The sequence below is a fragment of the Streptomyces sp. TLI_105 genome (assembly GCF_900105415.1).
Classification (GTDB): Bacteria; Actinomycetota; Actinomycetes; order Streptomycetales; family Streptomycetaceae; genus Streptomyces.
The window spans coordinates 3528851-3553224 of the sequence record NZ_FNSM01000001.1; the positions used below are offsets into that span (position 1 = coordinate 3528851).

A 24374-nucleotide genomic window follows, 5' to 3' on the forward strand; every position below is an offset into this window, starting at 1 on the left:
CGTGTGAGACCGGTTACACAACCCGTTTACGAAACGGACGGCGGTGTCCAGGGGCGTCCCGCCGGTCAGGCCGCGTACAGCTCCATCCGCGCGCCGAACTCCCGCACCACCGCCTCCCCCGCGTACGGCTCCAGGCGCTCCCTCAGATCCTCCAGGTACTCCGCGCCCCGCGACGACCGCAGCGTGCCGAGCAGTTCGAGCGCCTGCGTGCCCGTCCGGCAGGCCTGCTCCACCTCCCGCTGCTGGACCTGCGCCGAGGCCAGGAGCGCCAGGCCGATCGCGCGCCGCCGCGCCCGTGACTCCGGATGCCCGGCGATGGACTCCTCCGCCGCCCGTGCCGCCGCCTCCGCCTGCCCCAGGTCCCGGTGGCAGTGCGCCAGTTCGTCCGCGAGGTAGGCCGCGTCGAAGTGGGCGATCCACGCCGGGTCGTCGCCCGCCTCCGGATCGGCCCGGTCGAGCGCCCGTGCGGCACGGCCCGCCGCCGTCTCGAAGGCGCGCGCGTCGCCCATCAGCGCGTGCCCGCGCGCCTCCGCCGCGAGGAACATCGCCTCCGCGCGCGGCGGCACCTTCCCGCGCGCCCCTTCCTGCGCCGCCCTCGCCAACTGGGCGATCTCCCGCGGGTTGCCGAGCTGCGCGGCGAGGTGGCTCATCGAGGCGGCGAGCACATAGCCGCCGTACCCCCGGTCCCCCGCCGCCTGCGCGAGCCGCAGCGCCTGGATGTAGTACCGCTGCGCGAGCCCCGGTTCACCGGTGTCCACCGCCATGTACCCGGCGAGCTCGGTCAGTCGGGCGACCGCCGCGAAGAGCTGCCGGCCGACCGCCTCCCGGTACGAGCCCGACAGCATCCCCGACACCACGCTGTTGAGGTAGTGCACCACCACCGGCCGCACGTGGCCGCTGCCGAAGCGCCGGTCGAGGTCGACCAGCGCGGCCGTCATCTCCCGCACCGCCGCGACGTCCGCGACCCCGACGCGGGCCCCCGCCGTCCGGGCCACGTGCGTGTCGGGACCCGTGATCAGCCAGTCCCTGCTGGGCTCGACGAGGGCGGAGGCCGCGACCGCCGAGCCGTTCAGGAAGTCCCGGCGCCCCACGTCGCTGCGCCACAGCTCGCAGACCTGCTCGATGGCGCCGGGCACGGTCGGCGCGAACTGCAGCCCCACCCCGGCGGCGAGGTTCCGGCCGTTGGCCATGCCGACCTCGTCGATCGAGACCGTGCGGCCCAGCTTGCGGCCCAGTGCCTCCGCGATGATCCCGGGCGCCCGGCCCCGCGGCTGCTGGCCGCGCAGCCAGCGCGCCACCGACGTCTTGTCGTAGCGCAGGTCGAGGCCGTGCTCGGCGCCGACCATGTTGACCCTGCGGGCGAGGCCGGCGTTGGAGCAGCCGGCTTCCTGGATGAGCGCCTGGAGCCGTTCGTTGAGCTGACGCGGAACGAGTGGCCTGGCTGCCATGAGTACCCCCTGAGGCCGTGCGGTGATCACCGGAGAAGGGATCACTGCCCGGTTGATATCCGGTCAATGCCGATGTGAACACGCGAAACCGGACACGTCGGCTACGCGGCTGAAACCACCCCGCCGCCGGCGCCCCCACCTGTCCGTACCCACCCCCGCTCCCCTGGCCGCCGCGCGCCCCCGCCAGTGCACCCATGCGCCCCGCGTGCAGGATCGATGCGTCAACACGCCGACCGCCGCGCCCGTAACCCCAGGTGACGTGGGAAGTTGTGCTCACCGTGGAAGAGACCATGGGAGTCACGGAAGCCGCACAGATCCCCAAGCAGCGGGGCGAGCAGCTGCTGGACAGCGCCGTGCGGTACGCGGAAGAGCGGCACTGGGACGTGTTTCCCGGGACCTGGCTGGAAGCCGTCGAAGGCAGGGAGCGCTGCTCCTGCGGCGCGGACGCGTGCGCCGTGCCCGGCGCCCACGCGGTCAGGCCCGACTGGTCGACCCAGGCGACCGGGAGCGGGGTCGGGGCGCGGCGGATGTGGTCGAAGACGCCGAAGGCGTCGATCCTGCTGCCGACCGGCCGCACCTTCGACGCGATCGAGGTGTCCGAGTCGGCCGGCTTCCTGGCCCTCGCCCGCATGGAGCGCATGGAGCTGACGCTCGGCCCGGTGACCTGCACCCCGGACCGCCGCATGTACTTCTTCGTGCTCCCCGGCGCCGCCGCCAAGGTCCCGGACCTCGTCCGCAAGCTCGGCTGGGCCCCGGCCTCCATCGACCTCGTCACGCGCGGCGAGGGCCACTACGTGGCGGCCCCGCCCACCCGGATCGGCGGCTTCGGCGCGGTCCAGTGGGCGCGGCGCCCCACCCCGGCGAACCGCTGGCTGCCGGACGCGGAGGAGCTGATCAGCGCCCTCGCGTACGCGTGCGGCCGGGAGGCGGCGGAGGCCCGGAGCCGCGCGCAGTGACGCGGGGGCGCCGTCGACCGCGTTTGTAGGGTGGTCCCCGTAAGCATTACGGGGACCACTGAAGGGTTGACGGACCATGCCTGACCAGGCATTTGACGGAGCGTTCGACAGAGCGGGCACCGCACCGGGGGAAGGTGCGGTGCCCGCCGTGCGCGTCGAGGGGCTGTGGAAGCGCTTCGGACAGCAGATCGCGGTGAACGGGATCGACCTCGTCCTGCCCGCCGGCCGGTTCATCGGGCTCGTGGGGCCCAACGGAGCCGGCAAGACCACCACCCTCTCCATGATCACCGGCCTGCTGCGGCCCGACCAGGGGCGGATCCTCGTCGCCGGCCACGACGTGTGGGCCGACCCGGAGTCGGTCGCCCAGGTCAAGGCCCGCATCGGCATCCTGCCGGAGGGCCTGCGGCTCTTCGAGCGCCTCTCGGGCCGTGAACTCCTCGCCTACAGCGGCCGGCTGCGCGGACTGCCCGGTGCCGAGGTCGACAAGCGGGCGGCGCAGCTCCTCGACGTCCTCGACCTGACCGGCTCGCAGAACAAGCTGGTCGTCGACTACTCCACCGGCATGCGGAAGAAGATCGGCCTCGCCGCCGCGCTCCTGCACAACCCCGAGGTCCTCTTCCTCGACGAGCCCTTCGAGGGCGTCGACCCGGTCTCCGCGCAGACCATCCGCGGCGTCCTGGAGCGGTACACCTCCTCCGGCGCGACCGTCGTCTTCTCCAGCCACGTCATGGAGCTCGTCGAGTCCCTCTGCGACTGGGTCGCCGTCATGGCGGCCGGCCAGATCCGGGCACAGGGCCCGCTGGCCGAGGTCCGGGGCCCCGCGCCCTCCCTCCAGGCGGCGTTCCTGGAGCTCGTCGGCGCGAACGGCCGCGAGGCGGCCGGGGACTCGCTGGACTGGCTGGGCGGCGGGGCGGGTTCGGGCGGGGCCCGGTGATGAGCGCCTCCACCACCGCCCCCGCGCCGTCCCTCACGTCCGTCTTCGTACGGCTCAAGCTGTCGCTGCTGCGGAACGGGCTGCGGCAGTCCGGCGGGCGGACCGCCGCGTACATCATGTCGATCGTCTTCGGCGCCGCCTTCGCCGCCGGCATAGTGCTGGCCTTCGTCCTGCTGCGGGGCCACGCGGCCGCCGCCACCGTCGCGGTCCTCGTCGCCGGGGTCCTCGCGCTGTCCTGGACGGTCATGCCGCTGTTCATCCCGAGCGGCGACGAGACGCTGGACCCCTCGCGGCTCGTGATGCTGCCGCTGCGGCCCCGGCCGCTGGTGCGGGCGCTGCTCGTGGCCTCCCTCGTGGGCGTCGGGCCCGTCCTCACCTTCGTACTGGTCCTCGGCGCGGCCCTGTCCCTCGCGCACGGCGCGGCCGGCACCGTCGTCGCCGTCCTCGGCGTGCCGCTCGCGACCGTGACGTGCGTGGCGCTGTCCCGGTCCGTGGCCGCCGCCAACATCCGGCTCCTCACCTCCCGCAAGGGCCGGGACCTGGCCCTGCTGAGCGGCCTGGTCATCGCGGTCGGCATGCAGTTCGTGAACTTCGGCGCCCAGCGGCTCGGCCGGGCCGGGGGCCTGGACCCCCTGGAGCCGGTGGCGGCCGTCGTGGGCTGGCTGCCGCCGGCCGCCGCGATCGGCGCCGTCGACTCCGCGAGCCGGGGCGACCACGCGGTGGCGGCGGCCCGGCTGCTGCTCACGGCGGCGGTCCTCGTGGCGCTCGTGTACTGGTGGCGGCGGAGCCTGGTGCGGCTGATGGTCGAGCCGGACGGCTCCACGATCGGCGCGGCCTCCGACGCGGCCGCCCGTGACGGGTCCGGCGGCTCGGGGCTGCTCGCCCGGATCCTCCCGGCCGGGCGCACCGGCACCGTCATGGAGCGCAGCCTGCGGTACGTCTGGCGGGACCCGAAGACGAAGGCGGCGTGGGTGACCTCGCTCGCCATCGGCCTGATCGTGCCGCTCTTCAACGCCTTCCAGGGCGGGGGCTCGATCTACTTCGCCTGCTTCGCCTCCGGCATGCTCGGCATGCTGATGTACAACCAGTTCGGACAGGACACCTCGGCGTTCTGGATGGTCGCGCAGACCATCGCGACGCCGGCCGACGCGTACGCCGAACTCAGGGCGCGGGCCCTGGCCCTGCTGTCGATCACGGTGCCGTACACGGTGCTCGTGACGGCGGTGACGGCCGGTGTCCTCGGTGACTGGGGGAAGTTCCCCGAGGGCCTCGGCCTGGCGTTCGGCCTGCTCGGCGCGATGGTCGGGACGGGCGCGGTGACCTCGGCGCGCTTCCCGTACTCGGTCCCCCAGGACAGCGGCTACAAGAACGTGGTGCCGGGGCAGGCCGGGCTGGCCTGGATCTCGATCTTCGGCGGCATGATCACGGCGGCGGTGCTGAGCTCCCCGCTCATCGCCGCGACGATCTACCTCCACGTCTCCGACCGGCAGTCCCTGCTGTGGCTCCTCCTCCCGGCCGGACCGCTCTACGGCGCGCTCCTCGTCCTCGCGGGCCTCAAGCTGGCGGCCCCGCGCACGGCGGGACGCCTGCCGGAGATCCTGGCGGCGGTCAGCAAGGGGTAGGGGGACGAAGGGGCCCCGGGCGGGCGGACATCGCCGGCCCGGGGCGGCCGTCGGCCTTCGCTCGCGTCGCTCACGTCACCGACGCCAGTACGCGGGCGAGGGCGGCGTGGCCCGCCGGGCCCCAGGTCGGCTTCCCGCCCGGGAGGCCGCGTTCGCCGGCGCGGCCGATGCCGATGAGGCCGACCGCCCGGAGGAGGGCCCAGCCCCGGGCGCGGCGGACGGTCGCCTCGTCCACGCGCGCGTACGCCTCGAAGAAGCGCGGGCCCGCGCCCTCCGGCAGCAGCAGCCACGCGGCGGAGAGGTCCGTCGCCGGGTCGCCCGCGCAGAGCTCGCCGAAGTCCAGCACTCCGGCGAGGGTGCCGTCCGCGACGACGACGTTCGCGGGGTGCAGGTCCCCGTGCAGCCACACCGGCGGGCCCTGCCAGGCGGGGGCCGCGAGGGCGTCCTCCCACACCCGCCGCACGGCTCCCGGGTCGGCGGACGCGGCGAGGAGCGGGAACCCCTCCTCGAACCCCGCCGTGAAGCCCTCCAGGGGCACGCCCCGGTCCGGGTTGGCGGGGGCCTCCTCGGGCGCCTCGCGGTGGAGGGCCCGCAGGAAGCCCGCCAGGGCCCCCGCCGCGTGGTCGCCGCGCGTGAGGGGGGTGGCGTCGCCCGGCTCACCCGGGACCCAGCGGGCGACCGTCCAGAACCGGGGGAAGCGCGCGGACGGCTCCCCGGGGCGTACGGGGACGGGCACGGGCAGCGGAAGCAGCGGCGCCAGGGCCGGCAGCCAGCGGTGCTCCTTGCGCAGCAGGCCGGGGGCCCGTTCGGTACGGGGCATCCGTACGGCCAACTCGTCGCCCAGGCGCCACAGTTGGTTGTCCCAACCGCCCGGCACCGGCCGGATCGGCAGCTCCGCCAGATCCGGGTGCCGGTCCCGCAGCAGCGCCCGCACGAGACCCTCGTCGATGTCCATGCCGTCCCCCGTGATGGCTGTCCGTCCGATCGTCGACCGCCTTGGAGCGTACGCGTGGAGGACACCGCGACGACGACCCCGCCGGAGAAATCCCTTGCCCGAGGCGATCCGCACGGACGACCCTCCCCGCATGGACCTCTCACAGCACGCTCCCCTGGAACGCATCGAGCTCGACGGCGGTCTCACGCTGCGCGCGTTCGAGGGCGAGGCGGACCTTCCGGAGTTCTTCCGGGTCGTCGACGAGTCGGTGGAGCACCTGCGGCCGTGGATGCCGTGGGTCGCCGAGCACAGCCGGGAGAGGACCGCGCGGTTCCTGGCCGGGCGGGCGGAACTGTGGGCGAGCGGCGACCAGTACAGCTACGCGGTCGTGCTCGACGGGGCCGTCGTCGGGTCCTGCGGACTGCACCGGCACGACGACACCGTGGAGATCGGATACTGGCTGCACCCGGGCGCCACCGGACGGGGTCTCGCCACGCGTGCCGCCCGCGCCCTCGTCGAGCAGGCGTTCCGCCTTCCCGGCGTCACCGCCGTCGAGATCGTCCACGATGCCGCCAACCACGCCAGCGCCGCCGTCCCGGCCCGCCTCGGCTTCACCGACCACCTCCGCCGCCCCCACGAACCGGCCGCCCCGGCGGAGACGGGCGAGGACCGGGTCTGGCGGCTGAGCCGGTGAACGGGCTTCCCTAGGATGCGCGGATGGCGGGTTTCGACGGGGTGAGGGCGACGTTCTGGGGCGAGGGTCCGTACGGGGCCCCGCCGCCGCTGACCGACGCGGTCGTGCGGGAGGCCGAACACCGGCTCGGCGTCCGCCTGCCGGCGTCGCTCCTTGAGCTCCTGCGGGACCGCAACGGCGGTGTCGTGGCGGAGGCGTGGAACGCGTACCCCACGGACGTGCCGACCTCGTGGAGCGACGATCACGTCCCGTTCGACCTGATGAGGGGCATCGTCGAGGAGGACGGCGACCACTTCTCGATCCTCGACTCGCCCTATCTGGTCGAGGAGTGGGGGCTGCCGTCGCCCCTGGTCCTGCTCTCCGGCGAGGGTCACTGGTGGATCGCCCTCGACTACCGGACGTGCGGAGCGGCCGGGGAGCCGTCCGTCGCGTGGTTCGACCCGGGGGACGCGACCGAACTGCCGCTGGCCGGGGACTTCCGGACGTTCGTCGAGGGCCTGAGGGCCTCGGCGTCGTTCTACGACGGACAGGACTGACGGGGGCCTGACCGGTCGCCGAACCGACCGGGGTCCTCGGTCACCGCACCCGCCTGCTCGCGGGCGAGATCTGACAGGGAGACGGCCTTGCCGACACGTACGAGAACGGCCCTTCTGCTCGCGGTGGTCCTGACGAGCGGGGGCCTCACCGGCTGCTCGTCGCTCTCGGCCGTCATGGGCCTCGGCAGCTGCGAGGGCAGCGAGGAGCGGGTGGAGCAGCTCCGGTCGCTCGCCCTCCTCGACGCGCCGCCGGAGGGAGCCACCGAGGTCCGGGGGTACGAGGGCGTCGAGGCGGAATGCTGGGAGGACAGCGGCGACGCCGCGATCTCCGCCGACCACATGTACGTCCACCCCGGCACCCCCGCCGAAGTGATCCGGCACTACCGGACGGCGGCGGCCCGGGACGGCTGGCTCCCCGGCCCGTCCCGCCCCGCGCCCCCCAGGGTGCCGATCGACCTGTGCTTCACCCGCAACGTGAACGGCACCCCGACGATCCTGACCGTCTGGTCCCTCACCCCCGGGACCTTCGGCGCCTCGGAGGGCCACCCGTTTCCCCCCGAACTCACCACGGGCTCGGGCTTCCTCGTCGAGGCGATGGCGGACCCCGCGGGAGAGCCGATCGACTGCGAGGACTGACCCGAGGGCCTCCACCCCGTCGGGGCGGAGGCCCTCACGCTTCACCGGACCCGGATCAGAACGCGCCGTTCAGGCCCCTCCGGCCGGTGTCGTCCGGGGGATCTCGGGCTGTCAGGGGGTCAGGACCCCGTTCAGGAAGGGCTCCACGGCCTCGCTCCAGGCCTCCGGGTGGCTGTAGTGGAGGAGGTGGCCCGCGTCGGGGATCTCCGCGTACGCCCCGTGGGGCAGGACCCGGACCATCTCCTGGGCCTCCGCGCGGCCCAGCTCGCCGTCCAGGCCGCGGACGACGAGGGTGGGGCAGCGGACCTGGGCGAGGGAGTCCCAGTGGGCGTCGTGGACCCAGGTCTCGCGGGAGGTCAGCATCTGCTCCGGGTCGAAGACCGGGCGCCAGCCGTCGGAGTGCTCGGCCATCACCTCGGCGAAGAAGGCGCCCCGCGCCGGGTTCGGGGCCTCCACCCACGGGTCCTCGTCGCCGAACCAGCGGTGCACGGCCTCCAGGGACGGGAAGGGCGCGGGCCAGCCGCGGAACCAGTCCTGCCAGGCGCGCTGCGAGGCCGCGCCGAGGGCCGAGGCCCGCATGTCGCAGATGACGAGGGCGCGGACGAGGTCGGGGCGCTCGGCGGCCAGCTGCCAGGCGGTCAGGGCGCCCATGGAGTGGCCGACGAGGGTGACCGGGCCGAGGCCGAGCTGCTCGACGACGGCGGCGGCGTCCGCCACGTACGCCTCGCGCGTGAAGGGGCCGCCGGCGGGCTTCTCGCTCGCGCCGTGGCCGCGCTGGTCCAGGGCCACGACCCGGTGGCCGCCGGTGAGCCGACGGACGGCGGGGGCCCAGTGGCCGGCGTGGCCCATCAGCCCGTGGAGGAGTAACACCCCGGGAGCGGGAACCCCCGGCGCCTGCCGCGCCGGTGTCGCCGGGGCCTGCGGGGCCCGCGCGGGGCGGGGGACGGGGCGGCCGCCGGGGCGCACGGGGGTGTCCGGTCCGGGCTGCGGGACGATCCCGTGACCGCCGGGCCCGGCCGTGCGGGCCGGGCTCATGTGAGCCGGGGCCGCGGGGGCCGGCGTCGCGTGGGCCGGGGCCGTGTAGTCCGGCGCTGTGTGGACCGGGGCCGTGCGGTCCGGCGCCGTATGGGCCTGCGCTGTGTGGGCCGGGACCGCGTGGGCCTGCGTCGTGCGGTCCGGAACCGTGCGGTCCGGGGCCGTGCGTCCCGGGCCCGTGTGGGCCTGGGCCGCGTGGGCCCAGGCCGTGTAGTCCCAGGCTGCCAGCCGGACGCCGTCGGCCCCGGTGACGTCGAGTCGTCGCGCCATGGATCCGGCACCCCCTCTTTTCCGTCGAACCTCGCCAGACTATCGAACTCGCATTCGAAAATGCGCTCCTGCCGCGCAACACCCCTCGTTCGAGTGACAGGGCTCAAGGATTGATGCGCGCCGCCGAGGGGAGATCTTGAGCGGGAGGCGGACCGCTCGGGGAAAAACGGTCCGCGGGGAATGACCTTGAGAGCTCGGGGCTCCAGGTCAGCACAGGGGAGGACAGGCCCCGGCGCCGGAAGGCGCCGGGGCCCTCTGTCGTCCGTAGCCCTCATGGCCCCACCCCCGCACCCGCTCATCGCCCCGCTCGTACCAGCGTGGCACGACGAGGGCGCGGGCGTGGCGATTCCGGCGTAAAACGGGGCGCATGACGGTTCGTCGGCTCGCCGAGGCCGATCCGAGCCGATTCCGTGATCTCCCCGCGTACAACCGACTTCCCCGAACGTGGGTCAATTCGGTCATGCTCAGTCCACAAGTCCTCAGCAAGGGCGACCAGTACACGGTCCTCCGGCCCGATCGCCTGACCACGACGGAAGGCCGGCAGATCACGCACATACCGCTGGCCGCCGTCCAGGAGGTCCGGGCCGACGGCGACACGGCCGTGGAGATCGTCCTGACCGACGGGGTGACCCGGCGGCTCCCGGGCGGCAACGCGTACGCCGCCTCCGCCTTCCTCACCGCCCTGACCGCCGCCCTGCCCGAGCAGCGCGACCCGGCCGGAAGCGCCCTCGTCACGACCGAGGAGACCGGGCCCGTGATCAAGGTGTGGCAGGTGTGGGTCGGCGCACTGACCCTCCTCGCGGCCTTCGGCGGCTACGTGTGGTGGACCGGCTCCGCCCACGGCCCCGGAATGGGCTTCGCCGCCTTCTTCGCGGCGCCCGGGGTGCTCCTCGGCGGGCTGGCCTGCGCCGGCGTCTACGACAGCGTCAGGACCCGGGTGACCCTCCGCCGTCGCGGCATCACCGTCGCCGCCGCCCGGCACCACTACCCGAACGGCAAGCGGGCGAGCTACTACAAGTACACCGACACCAGCGGCAACGAGCACACCACCGGCTACGGATCCGGCCGCTCCACCCAGGAGATCCACATCGTCTACGACCCGGAGACGCCCTCGACCAGCGTCGCCGTCGAGCCGCTCTACTCCACCGTCGTGAAGCACGTCTTCTACGTGTCCGTCTCGCTCGCGGTCCTCGCGCTCGGCCTGTGGGGCGTCCTCGCCCCGTACCTCTGACGGCACCGACGGCACGGCGAGGGGCGCCCCGCCGCGACCGGCGGGGCGCCCCTCACTCCGTACGAGAAGGACTCAGCGCTTCGCGACGAACACGTGCGCCGCGATCTCCGCGTCCAGCTCCGCGGCCTCGCCGCTGCTGCCCACCAGGACACCGCCCGGCGACTCCGACACCGACACCACCGAGCCGGGCTGCACGCCCGCCCTCCGCAGCGTGTACATCAGCTGGGCGTCCGTCTGGATCGGCTCGCCGATCCGGCGGACGATCACCGTCTTGCCCCCGCTCGCGTCCAGATCGGCGAGCGACACCATCGAGTCGTCGAGGAAGGCCTCGGCCTCCGCCTTCTCGCCCAGCTCCTCCAGGCCCGGGATCGGGTTCCCGTACGGCGACTCCGTCGGGTGACGCAGCAGCTCCAGGACCCGCCGCTCCACGGCCTCGCTCATCACGTGCTCCCAGCGGCAGGCCTCGGCGTGGACCTGCTCCCACTCCAGGCCGATCACGTCGACGAGCAGGCACTCGGCCAGGCGGTGCTTGCGCATCACCCGGGTGGCGAGGCGCCGGCCCTCGTCCGTGAGCTCCAGGTGGCGGTCACTCGCCACGGCCACCAGTCCGTCGCGCTCCATCCGGGCCACCGTCTGGCTCACCGTGGGGCCGCTCTGGTCGAGCCTCTCCGCGATCCGGGCACGCATCGGGACCACACCTTCTTCCTCGAGCTCGAGGATGGTGCGGAGATACATCTCCGTCGTATCGATCAGTCCGGACATACGTGCCCCTCGATGAGTCGTGCGCTGGCCCTGCCGCAATTGTTGCGCATCGGGCCGACAACCGGGCCACGCCGGGGTGAGGCGGTATTGACAGAGCAATGGTCCAGACCGCACCGTGATCCGCGACCTCGGCGAGAGCGCACCACGGGAGCCGGGGCCCGCCACGACGAGAGGGAGCCGCCGCGATGGGCGAGAGCAAGCTGGCCGGACAGTTCTTCGACGCCGCGATCGGCCTGCTCAAGGAGGTGCGCGACGGGGACTCCGCCGAGATCGCCGCCGCCGGAGCCGCGATCGCCGCGGCCGTCGCGAACGGCAACCGGCTCTTCGCCTTCGGCGCCGGACACTCCTCGCTCGCCGCCCAGGACGTCGTCTACCGGGCCGGCGGCCTCGCCCTGATGAACCTGCTCGCCGTCCCCGGCGCCGTCGGCGTCGACGTCATGCCCGCCACCCTCGGCTCCGCCCTGGAGCGCGTCGACGGCCTCGCCGGAGCGGTCCTCGACTCCTCCCCCGCCAAGGCCGGCGACGTCCTGATCGTCATCTCCCTCTCCGGGCGCAACGCCCTGCCCGTGGAGATGGCCATGAACGCCCGCGCGCTCGGCCTCACCGTCATCGGCGTCACCTCCGTGGCGTACGCGACGGAGACGAAGTCACGGCACGTGTCGGGGACGTACCTCAAGGACCACTGCGACATCGTCCTCGACTCGAGGATCGCCGTCGGGGACGCGGAGCTCACCCACGAGGGCATCGAGGCGCCCTTCGCACCCGCCTCCACCGTCGTGACCTGCGCCCTCATGCAGGCCACGATGGCCGCCGCCGCCGAGGAGCTCGTACGCCTCGGCATCGAGCCGCCGCTGCTGCGCTCCGGCAACGTCGACGGCGGCCACGAGTGGAACGGCCGCGTGATGAACGAGTACGGCGACCGGATCTTCTTCCGGCACTGAGCCCCGGCCGGACCGGTCCGTGCCGGACCGGTCCCGCACGGACTAGACCGTCGTGTGCGGGGCCCTCCCCCGCGACGGGCCCGGCAGCTGGCTCAGGCCGATGCAGACGATGCCGGAGAGCATGAGGGCGAGCTGGCCGAAGAACCGGGCCTCCCAGGAGAGACCCCGCAGGACACCGAAGTACACCAGGCCCGGCAGGAAGGCGGCCAGGCCCGTCAGGACGGCCCCGGCGCCCATCAGCCGGGGCCTCGTGACGCGCCCGCGCGACCAGGGCGGGACCCAGGACATCCGGAACGTCACCACGCCCAGCACGACCGACAGCACTCCCAGGAGCATGCCCGCTCCCACCACCCACGCCATGAGATCCCCCTCTTCCGGTCCCACCGGAGAGCCCCATGGTCGTCCTGCTCCGCCGGGGCCGTCCATGCCGGAACCCGGCAGGATCCGGCCCCCCCTCGTTGCCGGTCAGGCGCGGTCCAGGACCTGCGTCACGCGCGTGAAGCCGTCCGCGCCGTGCCCCCGCTCCACCGCCCGGAGCGCCAGGGCCTCGGCCGCGCGCATGACGCTCGCGTCGATGCCGTGCGCCTCGGCGGCGTGCACCACGTGGCCCATCGTCGACACGGCCGAGGTGAGCGGATTGCCCTCGCCCGAGTACGAGCCGCCGTCCACGTCCTCGGCCCACTCCCGGAACAGCGGCGGCAGGATCGCCCCGATGCCCTGGGCGAACGGCGCGAGCTCCCGCGCCGGGATCCCCTCCGCGCGGGCCACCGCGAGGGCGTGCACGTACCCCGTCATCGACGTCCAGAAGATGTCGAGCAACGCCACGTCGTACGCGGCGGCCCGGCCGATGTCCTCGCCGAGGTGGGTGTGGGAACCGCCCAGCGCGTCGAGCACCGCCCGGTGCTCGCGGTACAGCGGCTCGGGCCCGCTGTGCAGGAACACCCCGGCGGGCGTCCCGATGGTCGGCGTCGGGGTCATGATCGCGCCGTCCAGGTAGCCGATGCCGTGCTCCGCCGCCCAGCGGCCGGTGTCACGGGCCCGCTCGGGGGTGTCGGCGCTCAGGTTGACGACGGTCCGGCCCTTGAGCGCGTCCGTGACGGCCGGCTGCCGCAGGACGGAGTCCGTGGCGTCGTAGTTGACCAGGCAGATCACCGTGAGCGCGCTCGCGGCGACCGCCTCCTCGGCGCTCGCCGCCAGGACCGCGCCGCGCGCGCCGAGGTCGCCCTCCCTGCCCGGGGTGCGGTTCCACACGGTGGTCCGCACCCCGGCGTCCAGGAACGCGCCGGCGAGGGCCCGGCCCATCGGGCCGAGACCGAGAACGGTGACGGAGGAGGACTGACGGGAAGAAGACATGGCTGAACTCCCTTGCACATACGTGGGTGACGAAAAGACCGGAGAAGGAGAGGGGCGCGGATGACACGGCTCAAGGCCCAGGACACGAACGTCTGCGGCGTGACGGCCGCGATCGCCGTGATCGACGGCAAGTGGAAGACGTCGCTGCTGTGGCTGCTGGAGTCGGGACCGCACCGGCCCGGCGAACTGCGCCGCAGGATCCCCGAGATCAGCGAGAAGGTGCTGACGCAGGCGCTGCGGGAGATGGAGACGGACGGTCTCGTGCACCGCGAGGTGCACGACGTGCTGCCGCCGAAGACCGTCTACTCGCTGACGGAGTTCGGGCGCGAACTGTCCGAACTGCTCGGCCCGTTGTCGGACTGGGGCCATCGCCGGCTGGACCGGATGACGGAGGCGGCCGCCGCCTCCTGAGGCCCGCGTTCCCCTCTCCTCCCGGGCCGCCACCAGGTTCTCCCGGGCGCCCGGCCCCGACAAGTACCCACAAAAAAGTGGGTGTACGGGAGGGCTAGGGAGTGTCGCCGAGGTCCAGGAAGGTCGCCACCCGGGACGCCACCGCCTCCGCGTGGACCACGTCCTCGCGCTCGAAGGGGGCGCGGCAGGCGGCCCGCAGGAACGTCAGGACGCCGAGGGTCCGGCCCCGGGAGCGCAGGACCACGCACAGGGCGTGGGCCGCGTCCCCCGGCCACTGGTGGGCCTCCGCCCACACCTCGGCGGTCCGGCCCGCGCTCGCCCGCACCGTGCCCACCCGGTCCCAGGCCTGGAGCGCCGGGTGCCGGGGCCCGTACCGCAGCGGGATGCCGCCGCCCACGACGGGCGAGGACGGGCCCGGGGCGGCGCCCGCCGGGGTGGCCAGGGTCCGCGTGAGGCGCCGCTCCCCCGCGGGGCGGTCCACGAGGGCGTGATCGGCGAACCCGGCCAGGGCGAAGTCGAGCAGGACCGTCGCCGCCTCGGCCGGGTCCTCGCACTCCGCGGCCGCCGCGCCCGCCCGGTGCAGCTGGCTCCACCGGAACCGCAGCCGGTCGGCCTCGCGGGCCGCGAGCCGCTCCTCCGTGACGTCCTGGAACAACCAGGCCACGCCCAGCGGCACCGGCTCCTCGGCCATCGGCGAGGACAGCAGCAGGAAGCCGCTGCGCCAGCACCGGCGCCGCTCCTCCGAGCCGGCCCGCAGGGTCACCCACACCTCGGCGGGGGCGGGCGGCGTGCCCTCGGCCAGGACGTGCTGGAGGGCGGCCTCCAGCTCCTCCGCGCCGTGCACGACGACGTCGCCGAGGGGCCGCCCGAGCAGGGCCGTGCGGCCCGTCCCGAAGGCGCGGGCCGCGTGGGCGTTGACCATGGCGGGGCGCAGGTCGGCGTCGACGAGGACGACGCCCCAGGAGGCGTCGTCGAAGAGGGCCTCGCTGAGGGCCACGGACCGCTCCAGGTCGAGCTGGACGTGGACCTCGCTGAACGCGCAGTACACCCCCGCCGGGCTGCCGTCCGCGCCGCGCACGCCCGCGGCCTGGCTCCGCACCAGGACGCGCCCGCCGTCCTTGCGCAGCAGCACGAACTCGTGGACCTGACGCCCGGGACCCTTCATGGCCCTCATCAGCCGGCCCAGGGTCTCCTCGGCGTCCGCGCTCCGCGCCGCCCACCCCTCGAACCCGCGGCGCCCGACCGCCTCGGCGGCGGACCAGCCGAGGATCCGCTCGGCCTCCCGGTTCCAGTGCGTGATCGTGCCGTCGGCGTCGAACGCGCAGAGCGCGGCGTCCATCCCGTCGAGCAACGCGGCCAGCAGATCCGCCCCCGGGACGGAGACGGCGTCGCTCGTGGCCTCTGTGAATGCGCTCATCCAGGCACCCCCCATGCTGCGACCATTCAACTGGAACGTGGTGCAGAGCACATCACCTTCGTGCAAATCATTCGTTTCGAATCACCCGCATAAATCGCTTGAGCGGGGGGGCGGACCGTTCGTAGTGTGTGAGTACACGCGAAAGGAGGTGATCCGAAAAAATGGTTTCTTTTCGGACTCGTGAGGTGGCTGCGGGCTAAGGCCTGACAGTCGCACTCTGTGCACCTCGGCAGGCCTTCTGCCGAACTACTACGCAGTCACCCGCCCCGTGGGCCGCCGGTAAGTCCGGCCGGCTCTCGTCCGAACTCGCGAGCGGACGGGACCAAGGCCCACGGGGCGCCTGCATGTCCGCGCCCCATGTGCTCGCACTGCCGAAAACCAACGCATTGACATGCTCCCGCCCTCTACGGGACAAGGACTCCGGTCCGGGTCGCCAGACCCTCCCGGCGGCTTCCTGCTTCAACGCGCTGCGCCACAGCTTTCGCTCTGGTCTTACCGGCGCTCGGCAAGGCGTTTCGCGTCTCCGCCTGTCCAGCGGCGACGATACGGCGTCCTTCGAACAGGACGTTCTTTCCCGCGTTGTGATCACGGTCGTGCACGGATCCACATCGCCCGCACGTCCACTCTCGGACATCGAGCGGCTTGGGCCCGTCCCGATGACCGCACACCGAGCAAAGCTGCGAGGAAGGGAAGGCCCGGTCGACCTTCACGAACGTCCGGCCGTGCTTCGCTGCTTTGTACTCCAGCATGCCGACGAACGCGGCCCATCCGGCGTCGTACACGGACTTGGCGAGCCACGTGCGCCCCATGCCTCCGACAGGGAGCGTCTCCACGTACACCGCTTGGTTCTCGCGGATGATCCGGGTGGAGAGCTTGTGGTGCCAGTCCCGCCGCTGATTGGCCACGCGCGCGTGTTGCCGTGCGATCCGCTTCCGCGCCTTGGCTCGGTTGCGGCTGCCCTGGACCTTTCGGTCAAGGGACTTCCGCATGCGCTTGAGCTTCTTCTCCGCCCTCCTGAAGAAGCGAGGGATGTCGATCTTGGAACCGTCACTCAGCACGGCGAAGTGGCGCAGCCCGAGATCGATGCCGGTGTCGGCCCCGGCCTCGGGAAGGACCTCCGGAGCGACTTCGACGACGAATGAGGCCCAGTAGCACTCCGCCGCGTCCGACGTGATGGTCACCGAGGTCGGCGGTGCCGGCAGAGGCCGCGACCAGCGCACCCGCAGCTCGCCGACCTTCGCCACGTACAACCGGCCGTTGCCTCGGAAGCTGAATCCGTTCGCCGTCAGCCTGATCGACTGGCGGCGGTCCTTCTTGGACTTGAACCGAGGTGCGGCCACCTTCGGCCCTCGGCGTTTGCCGGTGAGGGAGGAGAAGAAGTTCCGGTAGGCCGTATGCAGGTCACGTAGGGACTGGACGAGCACCACTGATGAGACCTCGCCGAGCCACGCTCGTTCGTCGGTGCGCTTCGCCACCGTGACCACCTGCTTCTGCAGCTCGCCGTCCTTCACGTACGGCAGTCCTGCAGCGTGTGCCTCCTGCCGCACCCGAAGCCCGTCGTTGAACACCACACGCGCGCATCCGAAGGCCTTGGCCAGCGCCGCGCGCTGAGCAGGGTTCGGATACACGCGGTAGTTGTATCGCAACTGCATGCACCGACCGTACGGAGCAGCGAGGTCCCCTCCGCCTCGCAGAAACGTTCATCGTGATGCTCGCCACATACCGACCGTCAGGGCGCCAGGCGCTCCACCCGCCACGTGCCGTCCGTCTCGTGGACGTAGCGCAGGCGGTCGTGGAGGCGGTTCTCGTGGCCCTGCCAGAATTCGACCGTCTCGGGGACGACGCGGATGCCGCCCCATTCCGGGGGGACCGGGACCTTCTCGGGTTCGGGGTAGCGGGCGGCCAGTTCCTCGTAGCGGGCGAGGAGGTCCGCGCGGGACGGGATCACCGTGGACTGGGGGCTGGCCCAGGCACCGAGCTGGGAGCCGTGGGGGCGGGTGCGGAAGTAGGCGACGGTCTCGTCGCGGCCGACGCGGGCCGCGCGGCCGGTGACGATGACCTGGCGGGCCAGCGGGTGCCAGGGGAAGAGCAGCGAGACGTAGGGGTTGGCCGCCAGCTCCTTGCCCTTGCGGGACTCGTAGTTGGTGAAGAAGACGAAGCCGGCCTCGTCGTAGTGCTTGAGGAGGACCGTTCGGGACGACGGGCGGCCTTCGGGGGTCGCCGTCGAGACGATCATCGCGTTCGGTTCGTGGATCGCCGGATTCGCGGCGGTCTCCTTGAACCAGCGGGCGAACTGTCCGATCGGTTCGGGGGCGAGGTCGGCCGCGGACAGCTCCGTGGTGCGGTACTGCTCGCGCATGTCGGCGGGATCCAGGGCGTCGGTCACAGGGCCATCCTGCCGCAGCGCCCCAGTTTGCCCGGCACCACGGGGCGTTAATCCTCTCTTGCCGAATCGGCGCAGTGTGCCGGATGTCACGCTTCCCCGCATCATCGGAACCGTACAGACTCTTCCGCTGGATGACTGTTGATTCCCCACCATCGACCAACACGGTTGATCGATCATCGATAGAGGAGCCGCCTGATGTCCGACTTCGTACCCGGGCTCGAGGGAGTCGTCGCGTTCGAGACGGAGATCGCCGAACCCGACAAGGAGGGCGGCGCCCTCCGCTACCGCGGGGTCGACATCGAGGACCTCGTCGGCCACGTCTCCTTCGGGAACGTCTGGGGCCTGCTCGTCGACGGCGCGTTCAACCCGGGCCTGCCGGCCGCCGAGCCGTTCCCGATCCCCGTGCACTCCGGTGACATCCGGGTCGACGTGCAGTCCGCGCTCGCGATGCTCGCGCCCGTGTGGGGCCTCAAACCGCTCCTCGACATCTCCGCCGAGCAGGCCCGCGACGACCTCGCCCGCGCGGCCGTCATGGCCCTCTCGTACGTCGCGCAGTCCGCGCGCGGCCAGGGCCTGCCGATGGTCCCGCAGAGCGAGATCGACAAGGCGGAGTCCATCGTCGAGCGCTTCATGATCCGCTGGCGCGGCGAGCCCGACCCGAAGCACGTCAAGGCCGTCGACGCCTACTGGACCTCCGCCGCCGAGCACGGCATGAACGCCTCCACGTTCACCGCGCGCGTCATCGCCTCCACCGGCGCGGACGTGGCCGCCTCGCTCTCCGGTGCCGTGGGCGCCATGTCCGGCCCGCTGCACGGCGGCGCGCCCTCCCGCGTCCTCGGCATGATCGAGGAGATCGAGCGGACCGGCGACGCCACCGCGTACGTGAAGCAGGCCCTCGACAAGGGCGAGCGCCTCATGGGCTTCGGCCACCGCGTCTACCGCGCCGAGGACCCCCGCGCGCGCGTGCTCCGCCGTACGGCCAAGGAGCTGGCGGCACCGCGCTTCGAGGTCGCCGAGGCCCTGGAGAAGGCCGCCCTGGAGGAGCTGCACAACCGCCGCCCCGACCGGGTCCTGGCGACGAACGTGGAGTTCTGGGCGGCGATCGTGCTCGACTTCGCCGAGGTCCCGGCGCACATGTTCACGTCGATGTTCACGTGCGCGCGTACGGCCGGCTGGTCGGCGCACATCCTGGAGCAGAAGCGCACCGGCCGCCTCGTGCGCCCCTCGGCCCGCTACACGGGCCCCGGCCAGCGGAACCCGCGCGAGGTCGAGGGTTACGCCGACATCGCCGGCTAGGACCGCCGGACCTCGCGCGGGCGGTCCGGGCCGACCCCGCACAGGTGGTCCGGGCCGACCCCGCGCGGACAGCCCGGGCCGACCCCGCACAGGCGGCCCGGGCCCCGCCCGTGGCGCCGGGGCCCCGCCTACACCAGCTGGGCCGGCTGCTCCTGCGCGAGCAGCAGGTCCGCGTGGTGGCGGGCCGTGGTCAGCGGGTGGGCGCGGAGCTTGCCCTTCAGTTCGTTGCGCCCGTACTCGGCGAACAGCGGGTTCGCCGGGTCGGCCGTGACGCCGGGCGCGCGGTCCGCGAACGGGAACTGGAGCGGCGTGATCCGGGCGTCGAGGCGCGGGTTGTAGAAGAACGGCACGGAGAATCGTTCCGTCGCCCCGGGCGGCGAGACCACCCGGTGGTTCGTCGCGATCAGGTAGCCGTTCGTGGCGACCTCCAGGAGCTCGCCCAGGTTGACGACGAAGGCGCCCGGGAGCGGCGGCACGTCGTGGAACCTCCCGTCCTCGCGCTGCACCTGGAGGCCGCCGACGTGGTCCTGGAGCAGCAGGGTGAGGAAGCCGTAGTCCTTGTGCGCGCCGACGCCCTGGTCGTCGCCCTCGCCGCTGCTGCCCGGGTAGCGCACCAGCTTGAGGTGCGGGTGGGCGCGCGGGCCGAAGATGTCGTCGTAGAAGTCCCGGGGCGCTCCGATGGAGGCGAGCAGCTCGTGGAGGAGCCGCTCGGCGACGCCGCTGAGGCGGTCGATCCAGTGCAGGGCGGCCGTGCGGAGCTCGGGGAGGGCGGCGGGCCACTGGTTGGGGCCTTCGAGCCACCAGTACGGGGCCTCCCAGGGGCCGGGGTCGCGGGCGGGCCGCTCGGCGCCGATGTCGAGCTGGTCGCGCCAGTCGCGGGCGCCGCCGGTGCGCTCGTCGCCGATGCGCGTGTAGCCGCGGAAGTGCGGCGAGTTGATGTTGTCGAGGGCGAGCCGGTCGGCCTCGGGCAGGGCGAAGAAGGCGTGCATGGCCGAGGTGAGGGCCCGGGTCTCGGCCTCGGTGATGCCGTGCCCGATGAGCTGGAAGAAGCCCACGTCGTGGGCGGCCGAGTGGAGCTGCGCGTGGAGCAGCCTCCGGGCCTGGGGGTCCCGGTCTGCGGCCGAGAGGTCCACGATGGGGAGCTGCGAGGAGTACGAGCTGTTCGTCATGTATGCATCCGCGGGGTATACGGGTGCCCGGGGCGGCCGCCGAGGGTGGGGCGGGGGCCACGGGTGCCGGTCGGCTGGGGCTCTGAACGAGGGACCGCGGGGGTGTGGAGTGGTACCCCGGAAGGTCAGGCGGAGCGGCGACAGCCCATGCTCGTGACGCGGACGTAGTCCACGTGGCGACGGCGTACGAGCAGAGGCATGGGGTCAGCGTACTGCGGTGGCGGGCGGGCCACTGTGGTCCCCGTCACGTCCCGTGCCGCGATGGCTCAAAGTCTGTTCAAACCGGCGGGCTTGCGCGAAGATCGCCGCCATTGCCTGGTGAGTACACGCCAAGCTTCCCGTCGTCGCATCCCATCGCAGGAGGATGTCCATGACCCGCCGCACCTCTCGTGGCCTGGCCGCCGCGGCCGCCGTCACCGTGGCCGCCGCCACCGCGGCGCTGCTCCCGTCCGCGGGAGCCTCCGCCGCCACCGCCGCGCCGCAGGCCCGCGTCTTCATGGTGAACCCGGTCCAGTCCTCGGGCGACCAGACCCTCACCGACCACAAGGACGCGGTGAGCGACATCCCCGCCTCCGCGTACGCCACCGTCGCGCTCCGCAACCTGGACGCGAGCGGCGCCCTGTCCGGCAAGTGGGCCGCCGTCCGCTCGGAGACCGGCAACCCGGCGAAGGCCGCCGACGCCGCCTCGTACGACCGCTCCGACGACGAGTTCGAGCAGGTCATGGCGTACTTCTGGGTCAACGAGGCGCAGGAGTACCTCCAGGGCCTCGGCTTCGGCTCCGAGCTGCGCGGGGCGAACGACCGGGTGCAGCCGGTCCGCCTCAACCAGTGGGGCGCCGACAACTCCTTCTTCACCGACAAGAAGGCCGAGATCCGCTTCGGCAAGGGCGGCGTGGACGACGCCGAGGACGCCGAGGTCATCGTCCACGAGTACGGCCACGCCGTGCACAACGCCCAGGTGCCCGGCTTCGGCTCCTCCCCGGAGGCCGGCGCGATCGGCGAGGCCTTCGGCGACTACCTGGCCGTGGAGGTCGGCTCGAACGCGGACGCGAAGTACGGCTGGCCGATGAAGACCGACCTGGCCTGCGTCGCCGACTGGGACTCCACGGGCTACAGCGCGGCCCCGCACTGCCTGCGCCGCATCGACGGCACCAAGACCTACGCGGACCGCGTGGGCGAGGTCCACGCGGACGGCGAGATCTGGTCCCGGGCGCTCTTCGACATCCGGAACAAGCTCGGCGCCCGCACGGCCGACCGGATCATCGTGAACGCGCAGTTCGGCTTCGCCGCCGACACCAGCTTCGAGGACGCGGCCCTGACGACGGTCGCGACCGCGCAGAAGATGTACGGCACGCAGGCCGCGGCCGCGGTTCGCGATGCCTTCCGCGCCCGCGCGATCCCGGGCGTCTAGTCGCTCAGTGCCTCGCTCACCAGCCGCGCCCACTGGGACACCACCCGTTCCCGGCGGGCGCGGTCGTCCGTCAGGAGGGTGGCGAGGCCCAGGCCGCGGGCCATGTCCAGGAGGCCCTGGACGGTCTCGCGGACGCCGGGCCGTGACTCGTCGGCGCCCAGGACCTCGACGGCGATGCGGTGGGACTCGCGCCCGACGCGGGCCTCCAGCTCGGTGACCCGCTCGCGGAGCTGCTCCTCGCCGGAGGCGGCGACCCACAGGTGGAGCGCGGCCCGGAAGAGGGGCCCGGTGTAGAGGCCGACGAGGGCGGCGACGGCCCGTTCGCGGTCGTCCGTACGGACCGCCCGCAGGGCCTGCGAGCGTTCCTCGGCGACGTACTCGACGGCGGCCGTGAAGAGGTCCTCGCGGGTCGGGAAGTGGTGCTGGGCGGCGCCGCGGGAGACGCCGGCGCGTTCGGCGACGACGGCGACCGTGGAGCCCGCCCAGCCGTGCTCGGCCAGGCAGGACACGGCGGCCTCCAGGAGCCGCTGCCGGGTGGCGCGGCTGCGGTCCTGCTTGGGGTTCCGTTCGGGCTTGGGATGCCGTCCGGGCTTGGAGGTCCCGTCCGGCTTCGGCTGATTCTGTGCGGTCAGAGCCGCCATGCGGGGTCCCGTCGTTCGAGGAAGGCCGTCATCCCCTCGCGCGCCTCGGCGGAGGCGAAGAGCGTGGCCGACCTCTGCACCAGGTCCTCCGCGTCGCGTTCGAAGGTCTCCAGGACTCTAGCGGTGACCAGTCGTTTCGCCTCCCGCAGGCCCTGCGGGGAGCCGGCGCGGAGGGCGTCGAGGATGCCGGGAAGCTCCCCGTCCTCGGCGGTCACGAGGCCCATGGCGACCGCCTCGGGGACCCCGAAGCGCTCGCCCGTCAGGTAGTGCCGGGCGGCCGCGCGCGGGTCCAGCCTCGGCAGGAGGGTGAGGGAGACGACGGCGGGCGCGACCCCGATCCGTACCTCGGTGAGCGCGAAGTCCGCCCCCTCCCCCGCGAGGACGATGTCCGCCGCGCCGAGCAGGCCGAGGCCGCCGGCGCGGGTGTGGCTGCCGGGGGTGACGTGGGCGACGACCGGTTTCGGCAGCTCGACCATCTGCCGGAGCAGGTCGACGAAGGCGTACGGGCTGGGCGGGGCCTTGAGGTCGGCGCCCGCGCTGAACGTGGAGCCGGTGTGGGTGAGGACGACCGCCCGTACGGCCGGGTCCTTGCCGCAGGCGGTGAGCGCGTCGGCGAGCTCGGTGACGAGCGGGGCGGAGAGGGCGTTGCGGGTGGCCGGGGAGTTCAGGGCGAGGGTGGTGATGCCCCGTTCCTCGGTGACGTCGATCAGGTTCACGTGCGGTCCCTTAGCTGTCGGCGGAGGATTTTTCCGGACGCTGCCCGGGGAACGGCGTCGATGAACTCCACGGCGCGGACCTTCTTGTACGGGGAGACCCGCGCGGCGACGTGGGCGATGACGTCCTCGGCGGTGAGGCCGGGCGCGGACGGCTGGCGGACGACGTAGGCCTTGGGGATCTCGGTGCCGTCCGCGTCGGTGACGCCGATGACGGCGGCGTCGGCGACGCCCTCGTGGGTGAGGAGGAGCGCTTCGAGTTCGGCGGGGGCGACCTGGAAGCCCTTGTACTTGATCAGTTCCTTCACCCGGTCGACGACGAAGAGCCAGCCGTCCTCGTCGACGCGGCCGATGTCGCCGGTGTGCACCCATCCGTCGGCGTCGATCATGGCGGCGGTGGCGTCGGGGCGGCCGAGGTAGCCCTTCATGACCTGGGGGCCGCGGATGGCGATCTCGCCCTCCTCGCCGGGCGCGGCGTCCTTCGCGGGGTCGTCGAGGGAGAGGATCCGCATCTCGGTGGAGGGCAGCAGCCGGCCGACGGTGCCGGGCGGGGGCTCGGTGGCGTCGAGCGGGGTGACGTGGGTGCCCGGGGACAGCTCGGTCATGCCGTACGCCTGCCGGACGGGCGGCAGGCCGAGCCGGGTGGAGCAGGCCTCGGCCAGGGCGGCGTCGAGGGGGGCGGCGGCGCTGACGATGTACTCGAGCGAGGACAGGTCGTAGTCGGCGACGGCCGGGTGCTTGGCGAGGGCGAGGACGATCGGCGGAGCGACGTACAGGCCGTTGATGCGGTGCTTCTGGATGGCGCCGAGGAAGGTGTCGAGCTCGAAGCGGGGCAGGACGACGACGGTGGCGCCCCGGCGGAGGGGCGCGTTCATGAGGGCGGTGAGGCCGTAGATGTGGAAGAAGGGCAGGACCGCCAGGATGCGGTCCCCCGGGCCCATCGGGATCAGCGGCTCCAGCTGCGCCAGGTTGGTGGCGATGGAGGTGTGGGTGAGCATGACGCCCTTGGGGACGCCGGTGGTGCCGGAGGAGTACGGGAGGGCGGCGACGTCCTCGTCGGGGTCGACGGTGATCTCGGGGACGGGTCCGGTGGAGGCGAGGAACTCCTGGAGCGAGCGGACTCCCTCGCCCTCCGGGGCCTGGTCGCAGACGAGGATCTCCTCGATGCCGCCCGCGAGTTCGGCGGCGGCGCGGGCGGCGGCGAGCAGCGGGGAGACGGTCACGATCCACCGCGCGGAGGAGTCGCGGAGCTGCTTGGCGAACTCCTCGGGCGTGGCGAGCGGATGAACGGTGGTGACGGAGGCACCCGCGCGCGTGGCGGCGTAGAACGCGACCGGGAACAGGACGGTGTTGGGGCTGTGCAGGGCGAGGACGTCCCCCTTGCGCACCCCGGCCTCCGCGAGTCCGGCGGCCACCCGCCGGTGGAAGGCGTCGACCTGGCCGTAGGTGAGCGTCAGCTCCCCGGCCCCGTCGACGAGGGCCGGGGTGTCCCCGTACGCGGCGGCGCGTCCGAGGACGGCGTCGTGGATGGGCAGGGAGAGGGCGGGAACGGCCTCGTACTCGCTGTGGAACACCATG

General features: G+C 73.2%; 24 protein-coding genes. 11 read left to right on the top strand and 13 right to left on the bottom strand.

Annotated features, from left to right (window positions below; genetic code table 11):
• Positions 1 to 65: 65 nt before the first annotated feature.
• Entirely contained in the window at positions 66 to 1448 is a 1383-nt protein-coding gene (locus tag BLW86_RS16020) for an NsdA family TPR-like regulatory protein (RefSeq protein ID WP_093874665.1), read from the bottom strand.
• Between the two features lie 269 nt (positions 1449 to 1717).
• On the opposite strand from BLW86_RS16020, the gene BLW86_RS16025 reads away from it, so the two are divergent.
• From BLW86_RS16025 to BLW86_RS16035, 3 genes are all read left to right on the top strand, one after another.
• Positions 1718 to 2404, top strand: a complete 687-nt coding sequence (locus BLW86_RS16025) for a bifunctional DNA primase/polymerase (RefSeq protein ID WP_030692894.1) — start codon at positions 1718 to 1720, stop codon at positions 2402 to 2404.
• 76 nt (positions 2405 to 2480) lie between these two features.
• Complete coding sequence (locus BLW86_RS16030; protein ID WP_093874666.1) at positions 2481 to 3338, top strand: ABC transporter ATP-binding protein; 858 nt, start codon at positions 2481 to 2483, stop codon at positions 3336 to 3338.
• Positions 3338 to 4960, top strand: a complete 1623-nt coding sequence (locus BLW86_RS16035) for a transporter (RefSeq protein WP_093874667.1) — start codon at positions 3338 to 3340, stop codon at positions 4958 to 4960. Before BLW86_RS16030 ends, BLW86_RS16035 begins: the two co-directional genes overlap by 1 nt.
• A 70-nt stretch (positions 4961 to 5030) precedes the next feature.
• Here BLW86_RS16035 and BLW86_RS16040 read toward each other — a convergent pair whose 3' ends face one another.
• Positions 5031 to 5915: an aminoglycoside phosphotransferase family protein gene (locus BLW86_RS16040; RefSeq protein ID WP_093874668.1), complete on the bottom strand. Its 885-nt coding sequence runs from the start codon at positions 5913 to 5915 to the stop codon at positions 5031 to 5033.
• A 130-nt stretch (positions 5916 to 6045) separates the two neighbouring features.
• On the opposite strand from BLW86_RS16040, the gene BLW86_RS16045 reads away from it, so the two are divergent.
• The 3 genes from BLW86_RS16045 to BLW86_RS16055 all read left to right on the top strand — a co-directional run bounded on the left by BLW86_RS16045 (position 6046) and on the right by BLW86_RS16055 (position 7760).
• The gene (locus BLW86_RS16045; RefSeq protein WP_093878687.1) at positions 6046 to 6588 is read left to right on the top strand and encodes a GNAT family N-acetyltransferase; all 543 of its coding nucleotides are present in this window, start codon (positions 6046 to 6048) and stop codon (positions 6586 to 6588) included.
• A 23-nt stretch (positions 6589 to 6611) separates the two neighbouring features.
• Positions 6612 to 7124 (top strand): SMI1/KNR4 family protein, encoded by a 513-nt coding sequence (locus BLW86_RS16050; protein ID WP_093874669.1) that lies wholly within the window; start codon positions 6612 to 6614, stop codon positions 7122 to 7124.
• 87 nt (positions 7125 to 7211) lie between these two features.
• Positions 7212 to 7760 (top strand): hypothetical protein, encoded by a 549-nt coding sequence (locus tag BLW86_RS16055; protein WP_143060252.1) that lies wholly within the window; start codon positions 7212 to 7214, stop codon positions 7758 to 7760.
• Positions 7761 to 7871: 111 nt separating this feature from the next.
• Here the strand turns inward: BLW86_RS16055 and BLW86_RS43165 are convergent, their stop codons facing one another.
• Complete coding sequence (locus tag BLW86_RS43165) at positions 7872 to 8795, bottom strand: alpha/beta fold hydrolase (protein ID WP_093878688.1); 924 nt, start codon at positions 8793 to 8795, stop codon at positions 7872 to 7874.
• A gap of 730 nt (positions 8796 to 9525) precedes the next feature.
• Here BLW86_RS43165 and BLW86_RS16065 point away from each other — a divergent pair.
• Complete coding sequence (locus BLW86_RS16065) at positions 9526 to 10296, top strand: hypothetical protein (RefSeq protein WP_093874671.1); 771 nt, start codon at positions 9526 to 9528, stop codon at positions 10294 to 10296.
• Between the two features lie 72 nt (positions 10297 to 10368).
• Here BLW86_RS16065 and BLW86_RS16070 read toward each other — a convergent pair whose 3' ends face one another.
• Positions 10369 to 11058 (bottom strand): iron-dependent transcriptional repressor DtxR, encoded by a 690-nt coding sequence (locus tag BLW86_RS16070; protein ID WP_093874672.1) that lies wholly within the window; start codon positions 11056 to 11058, stop codon positions 10369 to 10371.
• Between the two features lie 185 nt (positions 11059 to 11243).
• Here BLW86_RS16070 and BLW86_RS16075 point away from each other — a divergent pair, with 185 nt between their 5' ends.
• Positions 11244 to 11999 carry an SIS domain-containing protein gene (locus BLW86_RS16075; protein WP_093874673.1) on the top strand — a complete coding sequence of 252 codons (756 nt, stop codon included), beginning with the start codon at positions 11244 to 11246 and terminating at the stop codon, positions 11997 to 11999.
• Between the two features lie 42 nt (positions 12000 to 12041).
• Here BLW86_RS16075 and BLW86_RS16080 read toward each other — a convergent pair whose 3' ends face one another.
• Both BLW86_RS16080 and BLW86_RS16085 read right to left on the bottom strand, forming a co-directional pair.
• The gene (locus BLW86_RS16080) at positions 12042 to 12359 is read right to left on the bottom strand and encodes a hypothetical protein (RefSeq protein ID WP_256341327.1); all 318 of its coding nucleotides are present in this window, start codon (positions 12357 to 12359) and stop codon (positions 12042 to 12044) included.
• 105 nt (positions 12360 to 12464) lie between these two features.
• Positions 12465 to 13352 carry an NAD(P)-dependent oxidoreductase gene (locus BLW86_RS16085; protein ID WP_093874674.1) on the bottom strand — a complete coding sequence of 296 codons (888 nt, stop codon included), beginning with the start codon at positions 13350 to 13352 and terminating at the stop codon, positions 12465 to 12467.
• A gap of 60 nt (positions 13353 to 13412) precedes the next feature.
• Between BLW86_RS16085 and BLW86_RS16090 the strand changes: the two genes are divergently transcribed.
• Positions 13413 to 13763: a winged helix-turn-helix transcriptional regulator gene (locus BLW86_RS16090; RefSeq protein ID WP_093874675.1), complete on the top strand. Its 351-nt coding sequence runs from the start codon at positions 13413 to 13415 to the stop codon at positions 13761 to 13763.
• Positions 13764 to 13857: 94 nt separating this feature from the next.
• Here the strand turns inward: BLW86_RS16090 and BLW86_RS16095 are convergent, their stop codons facing one another.
• The 3 genes from BLW86_RS16095 to pdxH all read right to left on the bottom strand — a co-directional run bounded on the left by BLW86_RS16095 (position 13858) and on the right by pdxH (position 17539).
• Positions 13858 to 15180 carry a PAS domain-containing protein gene (locus BLW86_RS16095; RefSeq protein WP_093878690.1) on the bottom strand — a complete coding sequence of 441 codons (1323 nt, stop codon included), beginning with the start codon at positions 15178 to 15180 and terminating at the stop codon, positions 13858 to 13860.
• A 404-nt stretch (positions 15181 to 15584) separates the two neighbouring features.
• The gene (locus BLW86_RS16100) at positions 15585 to 16832 is read right to left on the bottom strand and encodes an RNA-guided endonuclease InsQ/TnpB family protein (protein ID WP_093874676.1); all 1248 of its coding nucleotides are present in this window, start codon (positions 16830 to 16832) and stop codon (positions 15585 to 15587) included.
• 77 nt (positions 16833 to 16909) lie between these two features.
• Positions 16910 to 17539, bottom strand: a complete 630-nt coding sequence (pdxH, locus tag BLW86_RS16105) for a pyridoxamine 5'-phosphate oxidase (RefSeq protein ID WP_256341676.1) — start codon at positions 17537 to 17539, stop codon at positions 16910 to 16912.
• 222 nt (positions 17540 to 17761) lie between these two features.
• Between pdxH and BLW86_RS16110 the strand changes: the two genes are divergently transcribed.
• Positions 17762 to 18862: a citrate synthase 2 gene (locus tag BLW86_RS16110; protein ID WP_093874678.1), complete on the top strand. Its 1101-nt coding sequence runs from the start codon at positions 17762 to 17764 to the stop codon at positions 18860 to 18862.
• Between the two features lie 128 nt (positions 18863 to 18990).
• On the opposite strand, the gene BLW86_RS16115 is transcribed toward BLW86_RS16110, so the two are convergent.
• Complete coding sequence (locus BLW86_RS16115) at positions 18991 to 20031, bottom strand: isopenicillin N synthase family dioxygenase (protein ID WP_093874679.1); 1041 nt, start codon at positions 20029 to 20031, stop codon at positions 18991 to 18993.
• Positions 20032 to 20401: 370 nt separating this feature from the next.
• Between BLW86_RS16115 and BLW86_RS16120 the strand changes: the two genes are divergently transcribed.
• Positions 20402 to 21442 (top strand): M4 family metallopeptidase, encoded by a 1041-nt coding sequence (locus BLW86_RS16120; protein WP_093874680.1) that lies wholly within the window; start codon positions 20402 to 20404, stop codon positions 21440 to 21442.
• Here the strand turns inward: BLW86_RS16120 and BLW86_RS16125 are convergent.
• Genes BLW86_RS16125 through BLW86_RS16135 form a run of 3 tightly spaced genes read right to left on the bottom strand, consistent with a single transcriptional unit; the run spans position 21439 to position 24373 of the window.
• Positions 21439 to 22083: a TetR/AcrR family transcriptional regulator gene (locus BLW86_RS16125; protein WP_256341328.1), complete on the bottom strand. Its 645-nt coding sequence runs from the start codon at positions 22081 to 22083 to the stop codon at positions 21439 to 21441. The two genes, BLW86_RS16120 and BLW86_RS16125, sit on opposite strands and share 4 nt — an antisense overlap.
• Positions 22071 to 22799, bottom strand: a complete 729-nt coding sequence (locus BLW86_RS16130) for an enoyl-CoA hydratase family protein (protein ID WP_093874681.1) — start codon at positions 22797 to 22799, stop codon at positions 22071 to 22073. The genes BLW86_RS16125 and BLW86_RS16130 overlap by 13 nt, the downstream gene beginning before the upstream one ends.
• Positions 22796 to 24373, bottom strand: a complete 1578-nt coding sequence (locus BLW86_RS16135) for a 4-coumarate--CoA ligase family protein (protein WP_093874682.1) — start codon at positions 24371 to 24373, stop codon at positions 22796 to 22798. Before BLW86_RS16135 ends, BLW86_RS16130 begins: the two co-directional genes overlap by 4 nt.
• Position 24374 lies beyond the last annotated feature (1 nt).